Here is a 14,502-nt window from a genome sequence, read left to right on the forward strand (position 1 = left end):
AAACATATCTGTTTTGTTACATGATATCGTATTTTCAAAGTGCTATAATTTTAAGAGGAGACTAGTATATGAAATTAAATCACGACTTATCAAAAAAACATTCCATTCATTTTTTCTTTAAACTCCTACTTGTACTACTATTGATAAATATTTTAATCAATATTGCTATGAGTAACATAACCAGAAATTTTATTAAAAACCAAAATATAGTACACCTACGTAGTTCAATTGAAATTTATGCTGATTCTGTTAATGAGAAATTGCATTCTGTAGAACGCTTTATGTACTCAACAATAACGCATAATGAATCTTTAGAGAAATTAAATCATGTACAAACGTTTCTTGAGTATCAAGAAAATCTTAAAAAAGTTCAAACTAGCTTTACAGAGTTTGAATATCAAAATGAAACTCATATGACATTCTTATTAGAAACCGATAGTACTGATCATTTTATAAATGTCTCCAATCTTTATATTCCATATGAAGATTATCTACTGTTAAAATCAAATCTAAAATCATTGCGTAGTGATATAAGTGACCGTAAATGGAAAAATGTAACTACTAAAAACAGCGAATACTTAGTTAAATCTGTTCATTACGAAGGAAAAATCATTTATGCCGTCATATCTTCAGAAGATATCCTAAAACCTCTCAATAAACTTAATATTGGTAATAATGGCAAACTCTCCCTAAAAGAGCCTAACAATATACCGTCCGCTAATTACCTAATTCATGCCCAAAATGAAAAAACGCATTTACCCTTCGATATTTATGTTTTAGTCGATTATGCCGAAGTCTTTAGAAATATCACACTCTTAGAAGTATTTTTATCAGCCGTTCCTATCATTATCACAATTTTATCAATCATCATTATCCTGTATATTCGTCAGTGGATGATTAAACCTATAACAAGACTCACTGAACGGCTCTCTCAATTTGGGGGCTCCATCCCCCCTTCTGAATTTTTTATATCTGAAGGTATACTAGAAATTGATAAGGCAAATGATAAACTTAATAAAGTAATATTTGACATGCAAGAATTAAAAATACGGGAATACCATTCACAACTAGAACTTAAGAAGATAGAACTTAATTATCTTAAGAACCAAATTCGTCCGCATTTCTACTTAAATATGTTATCAATGATTCATAGTATGCTTCAAACAAAAAACTATAAGGAAATTGAAGAGTTAACTATCCTAACTTCAAATTATCTCCGTCATTTATTTATGGCTAATCAAGATTTTTCAGAACTTAAAGATGAAGTTCAGCATATTAGAGATTATTTAGAAATACAACGAATTCGATATGGAAATAGCATCTACTTTTCACTAGACTACAATGATGACCTACAAAATACTCTTGTTCCATCGTTACTGTTACAAACATTTATTGAAAACACAATCAAACACGGTTTTTCATTTCAGGATTTATTTACAATTTTGCTATCGATAAAAAAAGTAAAAACTGAGAACTCAGATTATATTCAGATTTGTATCGAGGATAATGGTCCAGGTTTCTCTGAAGAAATTTTATCAAAACTAAATCAGAAACAGTCTCTAATAACAGAAGATGGACATCATATCGGGATCACAAACACCATCGAACGTTTAAATCTTCTCTATACCAACGACTATACTATTACATTTAAAAATAATGAAGAAGGTGGGGCTAAAATTCTTTTACTCATTCCATACAAGATTATAGACGGAGGTTATAATGAACATCTTATTAGTTGATGACGATCGTTTTATCATTGAAGCTTTACGAGAGAAAATAAATTGGGATAAACTACACATTGACATTGTTTATGTTGCCTATAGCCTCTCTCAAGCTCAAAATATTATTAGAGAGCATCCTATTGATCTCATGATAAGCGATATAGAAATGCCTCAAGGCAGCGGCCTCGAACTCTTATCTTGGATTAGAAATGAAAAATATGATATAAAAACAATTTTTTTAACTAATTACGCCGACTTCAACTATGCTCAAAAAGCAATTGAATTGCAAAGCTTCGAATACTATCTAAAACCCATTAACTTTGAAAAATTAGAATTTATTATTCAAAAAGCCATTAGTAAAATTGAGAATCATAACTTAAATGGAAAAAATGATTCGCTTTTACAAATAGAAGATAATTTCTGGTATGATTACCTTAGAAAACCTCAAATTTCTCGCATTGATGAACTAGAAAACATAGCGAGCAAACAAGATTTTATTCTTAAAAAACACCAGTATTTTTTCCTTGCAGTTTTAACAATTAATCTTAGTGAAGAAGATTATTCAGCAGAAACTCCATCATGGACTTCTCAACTAAAAAGAGAACTTCAAAGAATTTCACAACCTTCTTATAAGCTGATAAGTCTATTCAAAATGGAAAGCCAGGTTGATCAATATGTTTGTCTCTTTAGAGTAGACTCATCCAAACGTAGTGACAAATTGGCATATGAGATTCATTCTCAAATTTCTAATAACTTTAGTAAATACTCAAACATTATATATAAGAGTTGCCATAAAATATCCGATGTTTTATTTCATACCAAAGAACTCTACACTTATAATGAACAATATGTTTCTTATTGGAATACTATTACATGTGTTCCACATAGTTTTCCAACTTCTTTCAAAACAGAAACTCTTTCAATTGCGTTTTTAGATAGCTTAAGCGAATATGAATTAAGAGAAAAAATTAATTCACTCGTCTATAATTCTCAAATCCCTACTTTCACGCTACAACAAATTTTACTAGATTGGACTCAACAAATAGGAATATATCTAGATCAAAATGGAATTTCAGCACATAAATTATTCCAAAATAGCACTCATGATTTCTTATTCCAACGACGCTTTCATTCAATTGAATCATTTCAGGATTACTTTGATTATTACTGGTCACATGCTAAGAAATTTGCAACAAACATTGAAAACCAGAAAAATAGTATTCAACGCATCGTCGAATACATAGATCATCACTACTATGAAGATATAAATCGTTCTATATTAGCAGATATGGTTTATCTCAGTGCAGATCATTTAGCTAGAATTTTTAAAAAAGAAACTGGAGAAACTCTTGTTAAATATATAACGGATAAGCGCATTAATGCTGCTAAATCTCTCCTATCTCAAACAAATATCTCGATATCACAAGTATCCTGTCAAGTAGGGTATGATAATTATTCTTACTTTACTAAAATTTTTAAACAAAGGACTGGACTTTCTCCTGGAGATTACCGTAAAACATATCAAAATAAAGTGTAAGCAATCTAAATCATTGAAATGATAAGTAAAATTCAAGGTCTATAGTAATTTTTGAAATTCTACAGTTTTTCCAAAGATATGTTAAATGATAATTTTTTAGATTATCATTTAACTTATCTTTCAGTCCAACATAGCTTCAAAAATTTCTTTAAAATTGTTGATAAGGCAACTTCTTAAAAAGTCAGTTTGAAAAGAAAACCCAGTAAATATTTCTAGGATAAAACGTATACTATCAAGCTTTTACTGAACTGCACCCCAAAAGTTAGACAGAAAAAATCTAACTTTTGGGGTGCAGTTCAAAGAAACCTGATAATATGCGTTTTATTATGGAAATATTTCCTATTTTCTCTATTTCTAATGACTTACTTCAGCTTCTTACCTCTTAGAAAGAGCAACAAAAATATGAACTAGCAAAGTTTGGCATCATCAGTAATCCATAACAATTTGTCTTTACTTATATAGACACTAGAGGAAACATCAACAAACCTTTACATGCTGACTATCTAAACAATAAAATGAAAAGCATCAGAAAGCGACATAAAGAGCTGGCACATGCTACACCTCATAAACTGCGACATACAGGAGCGACACTTGCAAAACAAGCAGGAATGAGCTTAGAAACTATTTCTGAAGCTCTAACACACAGTGACACAGGAACAACACAGATTTATGTAAATACCTCTAATGTAGTTCCTATGACAGTAGGTGAATTTGCTTTAAAGTCTCTAAAACAATAAGGTAAAAATAAGGTGAACTTTGAGGTAAACTTTTTAAAAAAACACGAAAAAAGCACCCATGAGGTAAACTCTTGAATGTCTGCAAACGTTGATATAATCGTATTGAGTAACGTTTTGAGGCAACTGACTTCGTCAGGTTGCAGCCACATTTGTAAGCGACTAAAGTCGCAACAACTGTGTCAATTGCACCAATTTAGTAAGAAAGTACAAAAAGAACACCCCGAAAGGTGCTCTTTGTAAGTATAGTAATTCTCTCGAATTAACGTTTACTAAATTGTGATGCTTTACGAGCTTTCTTAAGACCTGGTTTTTTCTACATTATGATATTTATGGTAAATTATCACTAAAATCAAGTAATTTTAAGAGATAAATCCTCAATATTTACATATATAATCCTTTTGAAAATCGAGAGGTTATCAAAGGGTTATCACATTTTAGTTTTCGGAGCTTATGTAGTTGAGAAATACGAAATACCGTATCATAAAGATGATGTACAGTTTAGCAACAAATATACAGTTTCTTCGTGCCTGGACAATTTCTTTTTCTATCCTGAAGATATTTAAACAGTTCTATATATTATTTCTTGTGAGTAATTTTCATCAAAAAATTTCGGGTATTCGGATTTTATGGTGGAAAAGGGCTTATAAATCACCCTTCTCCAAATTCTTAATAAGTGTGGAAAAATCGACACCTAAGTTGTCTGTAATGTCGTGATCATTCACTTCATACCAATTGAAAGTATCGTATAACATAGCTTTATTGAAAGCACTTGAATTAAATCGTGGCTTACGCTTTTTATGGAGCTTCTCATTGAAAAGGATTTTGGCTCGTAAGGCATCAAACGAGTAACCTCTACCCATTCGCTCTACCTGCCTAATAATGCTGTTAATTGACTCCGTATAAGCATTAGTGAGCCTTTTATCAAAGTAGTTGAATATTTCAACATGCCAGTTGTCTACGGCTCTCACGAGGTCTTTATATGCGTCTTTAGAGTTGCTGGACATACAACGGTGTCTCCATTGACTATAACGAAGATGACCTTCATCTGGATAAGGAGTATCCCATATCCAGTAAAACTCTTCTTTGAGTTCATAGGCTTCTTTTAAAGCAGGAAGATTACCTAACCAAGTATCTAAGAGGAATGATTCACGTTCATTTAGATCGTGTTTACGCTTTAGAAGGATAAACCTTTCCACGCATAAGGTACGTCTTTCTTTTTGGCTCATATGGGCTTTCAAAGACTTTCTGACGTTATCTAAGGCTTGATTAGCCATTCTAACTACATGAAACTTATCTACGACAACTTTAGCGTGTGGAAGGATAGTGTTCACTGCGTCTTTGTAGGGCTTCCACATATCCATTGTAACGTACTCAATGTAAGTCCTGTCACTGATTTCTGAAAGACGTTGGATGACTGTTTCCTTGTTACGGTTAGGCTTGATGTCATAAATAGTCCTGCGTTCAATATTAGTCAATACAAGCCGAGGTCTACGGATAATATGTATCTCGTCTATCCCAAGCCACTTAGGAGTTTCAAACTGGTATTCACGTTCTTTGAGTGCCACATAGTCCTTAAAAACGTTCCTAATGGTTTTTTCGTCAACACCAACGCTTTCTGCGACTTCTACAAAGGTCTTAGACATGGATTGCTCTTGAATGGACTTTAAAAGCCTTTTGGTCATACTACGCTTTTCATCTACAGATATTAGGCGTTCCCAGAAGGTAGATCCGCATTCACGACACTTGTATCGTCTACGGTTCAATTGTAAGCCCACTCGCTTTAAACGAATGGGCAAATCCATAATTAGTTGATTTCTTGAACTGTGTTTGTACAACTTGTCAAAACCACATTCAGGACAACATTCAGGTGGTCCGACTGCTTCAACTTTAAACATCATATCGGTTTCATTTTCTTGTGGCGGTTCTATTGTTTTAATGTCTGGTAAGGATAATAAGTCTGACATATTATTCATCCTTTATTACTCTGCGGTGTTAAGGTATCAATTATAGATTTGATGTCGAAATCATCAGTGTTAAATTATTTTTGTGACCACAAATGCACTTAGAAAATCCCTTAAAGCATTAGCTGGTTCACTTGAATAGGGAGTTGTAAAAAAGTTCCCTTAGCCTGCACAGCAAGATAATTTCGAAACATCTTTATCAAAAGTTAGGACAGCCAGCTTCAATCCTTCTGCCATTGTTAGATATGGAGCCATCGTTTCTCTCAGATCTCCAACAGTTAAACCGAATTTCACAGCTAATGTTGCTGCATAAATTACGTCTCCTGCGTTTTCTGCCACTACATGCGCCCCTAACACTTTCAATGTTTTCGCGTCTGCCACTAATTTGAAAACACCTGTTGTTTCCCGATTAACGAGCGCTCTTGGAACAGCATCCAACGGCAATACCGATGTTTTCACTTCATATCCTTTTTCTTTTGCCTGTTGCTCCGTTAAACCAACCGTTGCAATCGATGGAGAAGTAAACGTAACGCCTGGAACCACTTCTAAATTGACCTTTTGATTTAGTCCTCCGATTGCATTACGAGCAGCAAGTCCACCTTCATAAGCAGCTACATAAACAAATTGGGGACCGAGAGTGACATCTCCAGCTGAATAAATTCGGGAATTGGTCGTTTTAAGATAATCATCAATGACAATTTCACCACGGGAACCAACTTCAACGCCTGCTGCATGTAAGTTTAATGATTCTGTATTTGGTTTTCTTCCAGTGGCAATTAGCAATTGTTCTGCTTCAATAATTCGCTTTTTACCATTTATCTCAACATGAACTTTTTTAATGTCTCCATCTTGCTCAACTCGTTCATAGGTTGCACCTGTTACTAAATTAATTCCCTGTTCTGTTAAGGCCTTAGTAATGGCTTCTGAAATTTCAGGATCGTATTCTTTTAATAGACGCTCGCTTCTTTGAATCAAAGTGACTTCTGACCCGAGGTTATGAAATAGTTGTCCTAATTCCATGCCGATATATCCTGAACCAATTACGGTAAGACGATTTGGAACCTTCTTTAATTCCAATAAGCTAGTGCTTGTTAAATAATCTACTTCATCTAATCCGGGAATATTAGGTGCAGTTGAAGAAGCACCTGTAGCTATTAAAAATCTTTTGGCTGTGATTTGATTGCCATTTACTTCAACTGTATTTTCATTTACGAATTTTGCTTCACCTTTTATTAATTCAAAACCATAATCATCAATTAAATTCACATATTTTTCATTTCGCATCTCGGTTACTAAATCATTCTTTTGTTTTACTAATGGCGCTAAATCAACATTTGAAGCCGAAGTGTGTAATCCCACAAATGGATTATTTTTTGCTAGATGATTGATTTCCCCTGCTCTTAATAAGGTCTTAGAAGGAACGCATCCGACATTAACGCAAGTTCCACCCACCGTTCCACGCTCAATCATAGCCACTTTTGCGTTCAAAGTAACGGCTTCAATGGCAGATGAAAAGGCAGCTCCACCAGAACCGATGATGATGTAATCATAATCATAGTTACCTTCATCATTTAAACTTACATCTGTCCTTTTTTCCGATTGCACTTGTATTTCTTCTGCTTCGCCCGGGTGATAATTTGCGTCAGCAATCGCCTTTATTGCACTTTCAACCTCAATATCATCGGACAGTTCAAATACTGCTTCACCACGACGATAACTAGACTCAATATTTTTAGCACCTATCTTTTCAAGTGCTGATTCTACGTGTTTTTCACAACCCGTACAAGTCATTCCTGAAATGTTTACCTTAAATTTATTCATAAAAAAGCTCCTTTCGTTAATTAATCTCTCATGTTAATGTTTCTATTATTGGACACGAATGTAATTGCTTTTCATCTGGACATCGTTGTTTTAAGTCGTCTAACATAGTTTCAATTCGTTTTAAATCCTCTATTTGTTTTTGCACTTCCTTTTGTTTTTTAGAAACAAATTCGAACATATCTTGACAACGAACTTCATCTTTATCTACAACACCAAGTAATTTATAAATCTCGCTTAAAGAGAAACCAAGTTCCTGTATTCGTTTAATAAGCCCAACACGCTTAACGTCATCATATGAATATATCCGATAACCAGCTTCCGTTCGGTGAGGTTCTTGTAATAAATTTTTTCGCTCGTAATATCTGATCGTTTCTTTATTAACTCCACATTTATCTGCAAACTCACTAATGCGATAAATCATCTTATTTCACCCCCTGAATATTATAAACCATGTACCATAGTACACGGTCAAGTAAATTGGACTATTTTATTTTTTCCCAAAGTATCACTCGTATGTGATTGATACTTTTATATAATACTATTGATTATCCTAACATCCCACCAGAAAATCCGATTTAAACACCAGTTGTTTTTAAACTATTAAGAAAGTAATTCCACTATATATTCCGAAGACCCGAAATTTCATAGAGTAGCTCCCTAGAATCATGGAAAAGTAGTAAAAATAGTTGTTATCCTAGTTGATTAAAAAAATCCCTGATTTCCTCATCTTTTATAAAATAATATATAATTTTCCCCTCTCTTCTAGTGCCCAAGATGTTTTGATTGGCTAGTTTACGAAGATGGTGGGAAGTAGATGCCATACTGAGATTTAGTAAACAGGCTATATCACAGACACAGAGTTCTTCAACAGCAAGAAGATAGAAGATGATATTTATCTGTTTATTATCGGTAAATTTTGTTAAAATGCGAAGTGATTTTTGGACTTTTTCCTTTTCAAGGTAGTTCGTTGCGGTTGTAATACTTTGCTGATTTATAACATTCACTTGGCAGATACTATCTTTTTTCATAATATTTTCTCCTAGCCTAATATAGTCCATAGTATGTCAAAACTGTTATTTTCAATCAGGATATATATCCCCAATCCTAAATAAACAACGGCAATAAACCATCTGCTATATTTTTCCAAAATTTCTCCAACAGAAGAGACTTGTGCCAATTTTTGGGCAGAAAAAACCAAGAGATAAATCATGACTAGAAAGGTAAGTAAAGCTACTATCAAATTTGCTAAATTTAAGGTAGTAAAATATGGAACAAAGACACCAATATTGTCAGCACCACAACTTGCAAAAGTAATCATAGCGACTAGAAATATCAGGTTTTTATTATCTTTGCGCAAACCTTCTTTGGCAATAGCTTCTCCATCAGAATCTCCTAAAAGCAAAACTTTGAGACCTAGGAAAATTGGAATCAAACCGAGTAAACCTAAAATCTCTTTACTAGGAATATAATTTAAGACAAATGCAAAAAGCAAACTTAGGAATATTAGACTAACAGAGCCTAGAAATTGTCCTAAATAGATGTTAATGATGTCCTTTCTGCTTTTTCTTTTGGCAAAAAATAACATTAGGATAATAAGTAAGTCTACGGCTGTCCCAGAATACAGGATTATTGAAGTAACAATATTTTGAATCATAAAACACCTCATTCAAATATATTTTTGAATGTATTCTAACATTAACCTTTGTAGATGTCAACTTAAAATCCACCAATTAATAATTGCATGTCAATATTTGTATTGTGAAACTAGTTTCAGAAATATATAGTCTTAAAGTATGTCCACTGCCAATGGTTTTTTCAATATTTAAAAGGAGAGAACCAATTTGGTCCTCTCCAGGGTATAATTTTCCACCAACCCACTACAGTTGACAAAGAGCCGTTATTCTCAAATGAGACAACTCCTTTTAGTTTTTATAACCTCAGCTTCTCGGTCTCTTACCTACTTTTAATAGAAAGACTACGAAGGACGATTCTTAAAGTAGTCAGATTGTGCAATATCGAAAGATTAGATGGGCTTAACCAATTTAACAACCCAAATCCAATTAAACTTCCATTTATTACAACTGTTTCTTGAATATTTCTTTGAATTAATTTCTGCAACGATTCAGATAAAGAATTCAATTCCTCGAAGAAATCTAAACGATTATCTAATAATAAAATATCACTCATCTGCTTAGAAATATCAGCACTTTCATTCATCACAACCCCAATATCTGCAAGCGTCAAGGCAGCAGAGTCGTTTAACCCGTCTCCAACCATCAAAATAGTTCGGCCAGCTTTCTGTAATTCCTGAACCAACTGAAACTTACCATCTGGTTTTAAATCAGTATAAACGTTGTCAAATGGCAGATCTTTAACCAACTCTTCTGTTCTAGCCAACGTATCACCAGTTGCCAGAATCAGTTTTTTCCCTTGGCGCTTTAGCTTTTTCAATGCAACTTTCGCCTCGCTTCTCAAGGGAGTGTGGATACAAAACATCCCAATTAATTCTTTCTTATAAGCCAAAAACAATAAATTGTAATGAGTCTTATATTGCTCAATCAAGGCCAGCTGCTCAGAACTAATTCTTACCTGTTCGTCTTGCATTAGTACATAATTTCCAATGACAACCGATTGACCATCAATTTGCGATTTAATCCCTTTGCTTGCAACATACTGAAGCTTGCCATGCATTTCTTCGTGTTCAATGCCTTCAATTTCAGCTTGTTTAACAATTGCATTGGCAATAGGATGATAGATATGTTCCTCCAAACATGCACTTATTCTTAAAATATCTTTCTCAGTATAATCTCCGAAAGGAAGAACCTTTTCAACCAAAGGATAACTCGTCGTGATGGTACCCGTTTTATCAAACAAGAAAGTATCCACTTCCAGATATTTTTCTAATACATCACCATCTTTAATAACCATTTCTCGATTTAGACCTTCCTTTATGGCCGTAAGGTAGGCTACAGGTGTGGATATTTTTAGAGCACATGAAAAATCCACCAATAAAAAGGAAATGGCTTTTGAAAACGAACCTGTTAACAGATAAGTCAAACCAGCACCTAAGAAGTTATATTTTACAACCTTGTCTGCCATCCTAATAAAATGACGTTGTTTTGTCTTCTTACTCTCTTCAGATTTTTTCATCAGATTGATGAGTTGCAAAATACGACTGTTTATCTGATTATCAGTCACACGAATTCTTAACTCTCCTGTTTCCAAAACAGTATTCGCACATACAGAATCTCCCTCTTTCTTTTCAACAGGGAAGCTCTCTCCAGTCAAGGAACTCTCATTGACCATGCCTAATCCTGAAACCACTTGGCCGTCAAACAAGATTTCATTACCTTGGGAGACAACTAATACATCACCTACTTGAACATCAGAACTCTTGATGCTGATGACCATGTCTCCCCGCACTAAGAAAACATCACTTTCTTTAGCAAGAAGGCTTTGTTCCAAATCTGTTGCTGTTTTTTTTAAAGACCACTGATCCAGATGATTACCCAAATCAAGCATAAACATGATGTTGCTAGCTGTCTTGGATTGGTTCATAAACAAGGACAACAAAATGGCCGAACAGTCCAAGACCTCCATGGTTAGTTCCTTGCGCGCTAAAGTTTGATAGGCTTCTTTGACATAACCCAAAGCCTGATAACAAGTCCAAATATAACGAATAGGGTAGGGTACAAAACTTCGAAACAGCAAACGCTTAATCGCTGCACCCGATACAATTGAATAAGCACTCTCTTCTCTACGAATGGGAAGAGTCATCAAGTCCGAAACTTTCCCCTTGTCAATTTTTTTTAAAAAGGCCTCTGCATTTTCTAATACAGAGAAGCCTTCTTTCATACGTAGAGTAAAGTGCTGCTGATCCATATAAAACTGAATAGAGTCGATCCCTTTTTCATCTTTAGCCAAGGAACGAAGATAATCTTGAATATCCAAGGTCAGTGAAAACGAGGACGATAATCGGATATGTTGATATCCTCTGTGTAGCACTTTAAAAGACATATTATTCACCTGTCAGGCTATCTAATTGTTCTTCTTTCTTTTCCTGTTCGTATAAATATTTAGCGTCTTGTAAAACATCATCACCGTGTTGTTTTACAACAGAAACAGATGCATCCAGTCCATCTTTCAATTTGTAAGCTTTAGCCAAGGCCTTAGAATAGCCTTTCTTAGCTTCTTTACTTGCTAAGACTTTCAAGCCAAGCGTCCCAAATGCTACCCCTCCTAAGAAGAGAGATGATTTTTTCGCAACTTTTGCGACGTTTAATACTTCTTTTAACATGTTTATTTCCTCCTTGTAACTATTGTAGCGAAAAATGACAGCAAAAGCAATTGCTGATATCTGATATATGGATAAAATTCTCTATACTGATATTTAATTATATTATGATGAAAACAATATACTTTATTTTTTGATACTGTCAATAATTATGTGTAAACACTTAAGTAGAGTTACGGAGTGTTAATTAAATAAGCTTTCAAGTGTATCAGAACATTGACCAAACCCTTTATGGATTCGTTGACTTTGCTTGAAATTATAATCTTCAAACAACGTAACTAAGTAACGTTCCAGAGCCTCCTCATTAGGAAAAAGAACCTTCTTTTTCGTTTGATGTTTGATTTCTTTGTTAAGAGACTCAATGAGGTTTGTCGAATACATGCTGTGCCAAATCTGGTAGGGAAACTGATAAAAAGTTAAAAGATTATCCGTCTTCTCCAGACTTTCCATGACTTTCCTATACTTTGGTTTCCATTCGGCGAGAAAGTCCTCTAAAGCTTGTCCTGCCATTTCTAAATTTTCAGCACGATAAATCATTATAAATTGCCCCAGAATAACCGCTCTATCTGCTCGTTTCACTTTACTAGCTAGATTTCGACTAATATGAATTAAGCAACATTGTTGTTTAGCTAATGGGTGAGCCTGACTGATAATCTGCTCAAGCCCCTTAAAGCCATCTGTAACTACAAGAGAAATCTGTTGGATTCCTTGGTTTTGAAGCTTGTCTAACAGGGTGGACCAAGAAGCATTGTTTTCTTGAGGCAACTGTGCATAGCATATCTCTATGCGACTAAAGTCGCTAGAGCTATCCTAATTGCGCACCGCCAGTTCTCATAGAAAAAAACACCTTGCAAGATGCAAAGTGTTTTCGTTTGTATTCTGCTGTCCAGTAACGAATTAACGTTTACTAAATTGTGATGCTTTACGGGCCTTTTTCAAGCCTGGTTTGGAAAGTATGAATTTCAGTTGGACTAAAAACAGCGTAATATCAAGACTTTTCTCCGCTTTTATAAAAGCGTTTTTCCAATCAAATTCAACTAATTTTATCTAAATGGTGTGGATTTTACCCCCAAAATTACAGAGAATGGAGCTGATAAACACTAAACGTTCACACCATTAGTTAAATGATTTTTTTCATCATTTTTCTTAGATGATAGAACTTCTAATTTATTTCTTATTCAAGCAAAAACAACCTGCTATAAGTAAGAAAGAGGAAGATACAAGAAAAACACGGCGTAAAAACCGATTCAGTTCATTGTCCTCAATCCTTGTCTGCTTCATTTTCTTTTACGAGATCGTTTTGTGAATCTTTTTCAGAGAGTTTTTGATCAATATACTTGTCAATGTTTTCATAAAATTCCTTGGTCGCTTCACTATCTAATGTTGGCGAGTTCTGAACTTGATTCACTTTCAATTGAACAGATTGAATACCGTAAGAGGCTTGTTTTTGGTGGAGTGTTTCTAATTCTTCTTCTGAAATCGGATCTCCAACAACCGTCAAGACCAATTCATTGTTACTTGACTTGTAGACTTGATTAATAACCGTATAATTGGCGAACTCTTTTCCTACAAACTGTTTGATCCCTTCTTTGCGCGCTTGTTCTATTGTCAGAGTAACTGCCGAATAGCTAGCTGGAAGAATCAACAATACAATCAAAGAAATCAAGCCAATTCTCATTTTAATGCTCAGCTCTTTAAATGAAGTTAAAGGAGATTTTCTCATCAAAATTCTTGTTCCAACAATGTTGGCTAGCATGATAAAGACACAGTTGATCAAGAAAAGATAGAGAGCCCCCAATAAAAATCGTACATTCCCATTAGCTAAACCATAGCCAGCAGTACAGATAGGCGGCATCAAAGCTGTAGCAATGGCTACTCCTGGCACGATATTGTTTGCTTCTTTTTTCCTTGAACCGATCACACCAGCAATCCCACCAGCAATAGCAATGAGAACATCCCAAATGGTTGGAGAGGTTCGTGCGATCAACTCGCTACTTGCATAAGACAAGGGAGAAATCCAGAAATACAGAGTCGAGACAAGCAAACTGACCAACACTTGAGTCAATAAAACCTCTAGAGATTGCTTGATTAAACGCGTATCAAAAATAGCTAAACCGAATCCCAGTCCAACAATCGGTGTCATGAGAGGTGAAATTAACATGGCTCCAATAATAACAGCTGTTGAATTCATATTTAGACCGATAGAGGCAATAAAAATTGCACACATCAAAATCGCTGTATCTCTCAATCGAACATGAAGGTCATCGTATAATTTCTCACGGTATTCCCGTGTTGAATAATTGGCAGTCATTTGTCCTCTCCTCTTTCCTTATTTAAATCGGTATAATAATTAATAATAACAGCTGATAAACAGCCAAAAAATATGAGCCCATAAATCGTCAAGAAGACACTGGTAATCCTTCCAATCAAG

At 34.5% G+C, this 14,502-nt stretch carries 10 protein-coding genes and 3 pseudogenes; 3 read left to right on the forward strand and 10 right to left on the reverse strand.

What is annotated here, in order from left to right; translation table 11 throughout:
- The first annotated feature begins 68 nt into the window (after positions 1–68).
- The 3 genes and pseudogenes from QM408_RS03180 to QM408_RS03190 form a co-directional block, all read left to right on the forward strand.
- Positions 69–1,739 (forward strand): sensor histidine kinase, encoded by a 1,671-nt coding sequence (locus QM408_RS03180; protein ID WP_261150162.1) that lies wholly within the window; start codon positions 69–71, stop codon positions 1,737–1,739.
- Positions 1,720–3,258, forward strand: coding sequence for a response regulator transcription factor (locus QM408_RS03185; RefSeq protein ID WP_261150164.1), 1,539 nt, complete (start codon positions 1,720–1,722; stop codon positions 3,256–3,258). The genes QM408_RS03180 and QM408_RS03185 overlap by 20 nt, the downstream gene beginning before the upstream one ends.
- A 341-nt stretch (positions 3,259–3,599) precedes the next feature.
- Positions 3,600–3,995, forward strand: a pseudogene (locus tag QM408_RS03190) (tyrosine-type recombinase/integrase); the annotation flags it as partial.
- Positions 3,996–4,636: 641 nt separating this feature from the next.
- Here QM408_RS03190 and QM408_RS03195 read toward each other — a convergent pair.
- The 10 genes and pseudogenes from QM408_RS03195 to QM408_RS03240 form a co-directional block, all read right to left on the reverse strand.
- Positions 4,637–5,959 carry an ISL3 family transposase gene (locus QM408_RS03195; protein ID WP_261099645.1) on the reverse strand — a complete coding sequence of 441 codons (1,323 nt, stop codon included), beginning with the start codon at positions 5,957–5,959 and terminating at the stop codon, positions 4,637–4,639.
- Positions 5,960–6,118: 159 nt separating this feature from the next.
- The gene (gene merA, locus QM408_RS03200; RefSeq protein WP_001031943.1) at positions 6,119–7,777 is read right to left on the reverse strand and encodes a mercury(II) reductase; all 1,659 of its coding nucleotides are present in this window, start codon (positions 7,775–7,777) and stop codon (positions 6,119–6,121) included.
- Positions 7,778–7,805: 28 nt separating this feature from the next.
- Positions 7,806–8,198: an Hg(II)-responsive transcriptional regulator gene (gene merR, locus QM408_RS03205; RefSeq protein ID WP_000640389.1), complete on the reverse strand. Its 393-nt coding sequence runs from the start codon at positions 8,196–8,198 to the stop codon at positions 7,806–7,808.
- A gap of 268 nt (positions 8,199–8,466) precedes the next feature.
- Positions 8,467–8,805: a Cd(II)/Zn(II)-sensing metalloregulatory transcriptional regulator CadX gene (gene cadX / locus QM408_RS03210; protein WP_000711094.1), complete on the reverse strand. Its 339-nt coding sequence runs from the start codon at positions 8,803–8,805 to the stop codon at positions 8,467–8,469.
- A gap of 11 nt (positions 8,806–8,816) precedes the next feature.
- Complete coding sequence (locus QM408_RS03215; protein ID WP_049516165.1) at positions 8,817–9,431, reverse strand: CadD family cadmium resistance transporter; 615 nt, start codon at positions 9,429–9,431, stop codon at positions 8,817–8,819.
- Positions 9,432–9,730: 299 nt separating this feature from the next.
- Positions 9,731–11,794 carry a heavy metal translocating P-type ATPase gene (locus tag QM408_RS03220; protein ID WP_002893754.1) on the reverse strand — a complete coding sequence of 688 codons (2,064 nt, stop codon included), beginning with the start codon at positions 11,792–11,794 and terminating at the stop codon, positions 9,731–9,733.
- A gap of 1 nt (position 11,795) precedes the next feature.
- Complete coding sequence (locus QM408_RS03225; protein ID WP_002893755.1) at positions 11,796–12,074, reverse strand: DUF6110 family protein; 279 nt, start codon at positions 12,072–12,074, stop codon at positions 11,796–11,798.
- Positions 12,075–12,254: 180 nt separating this feature from the next.
- Positions 12,255–12,845: pseudogene (locus QM408_RS03230) on the reverse strand (IS256 family transposase); the annotation flags it as partial.
- A gap of 487 nt (positions 12,846–13,332) precedes the next feature.
- On the reverse strand, positions 13,333–14,382 hold the full coding sequence (locus QM408_RS03235) for a DUF389 domain-containing protein (protein WP_000126416.1): 1,050 nt from the start codon (positions 14,380–14,382) through the stop codon (positions 13,333–13,335).
- Positions 14,379–14,502, reverse strand: a pseudogene (locus QM408_RS03240) (two pore domain potassium channel family protein); the annotation flags it as partial. The pseudogene QM408_RS03240 and the gene QM408_RS03235, both read right to left, overlap by 4 nt.

The organism is Streptococcus mitis, assembly GCF_047464965.1.
Lineage (GTDB): Bacteria > Bacillota > Bacilli > Lactobacillales > Streptococcaceae > Streptococcus > Streptococcus mitis_DU.

What these genes read in the sequence shown, in the direction of transcription:
- QM408_RS03180 (WP_261150162.1), top strand. Translation starts at nt 69, where the DNA reads ATGAAATTAAATCACGACTTATCAAAAAAACATTCCATTCATTTTTTC.
- QM408_RS03185 (WP_261150164.1), top strand. Translation starts at nt 1,720, where the DNA reads ATGAACATCTTATTAGTTGATGACGATCGTTTTATCATTGAAGCTTTA.
- QM408_RS03195 (WP_261099645.1), bottom strand. Translation starts at nt 5,959, where the DNA reads ATGTCAGACTTATTATCCTTACCAGACATTAAAACAATAGAACCGCCA.
- merA (WP_001031943.1), bottom strand. Translation starts at nt 7,777, where the DNA reads ATGAATAAATTTAAGGTAAACATTTCAGGAATGACTTGTACGGGTTGT.
- merR (WP_000640389.1), bottom strand. Translation starts at nt 8,198, where the DNA reads ATGATTTATCGCATTAGTGAGTTTGCAGATAAATGTGGAGTTAATAAA.
- cadX (WP_000711094.1), bottom strand. Translation starts at nt 8,805, where the DNA reads ATGAAAAAAGATAGTATCTGCCAAGTGAATGTTATAAATCAGCAAAGT.
- QM408_RS03215 (WP_049516165.1), bottom strand. Translation starts at nt 9,431, where the DNA reads ATGATTCAAAATATTGTTACTTCAATAATCCTGTATTCTGGGACAGCC.
- QM408_RS03220 (WP_002893754.1), bottom strand. Translation starts at nt 11,794, where the DNA reads ATGTCTTTTAAAGTGCTACACAGAGGATATCAACATATCCGATTATCG.
- QM408_RS03225 (WP_002893755.1), bottom strand. Translation starts at nt 12,074, where the DNA reads ATGTTAAAAGAAGTATTAAACGTCGCAAAAGTTGCGAAAAAATCATCT.
- QM408_RS03235 (WP_000126416.1), bottom strand. Translation starts at nt 14,382, where the DNA reads ATGACTGCCAATTATTCAACACGGGAATACCGTGAGAAATTATACGAT.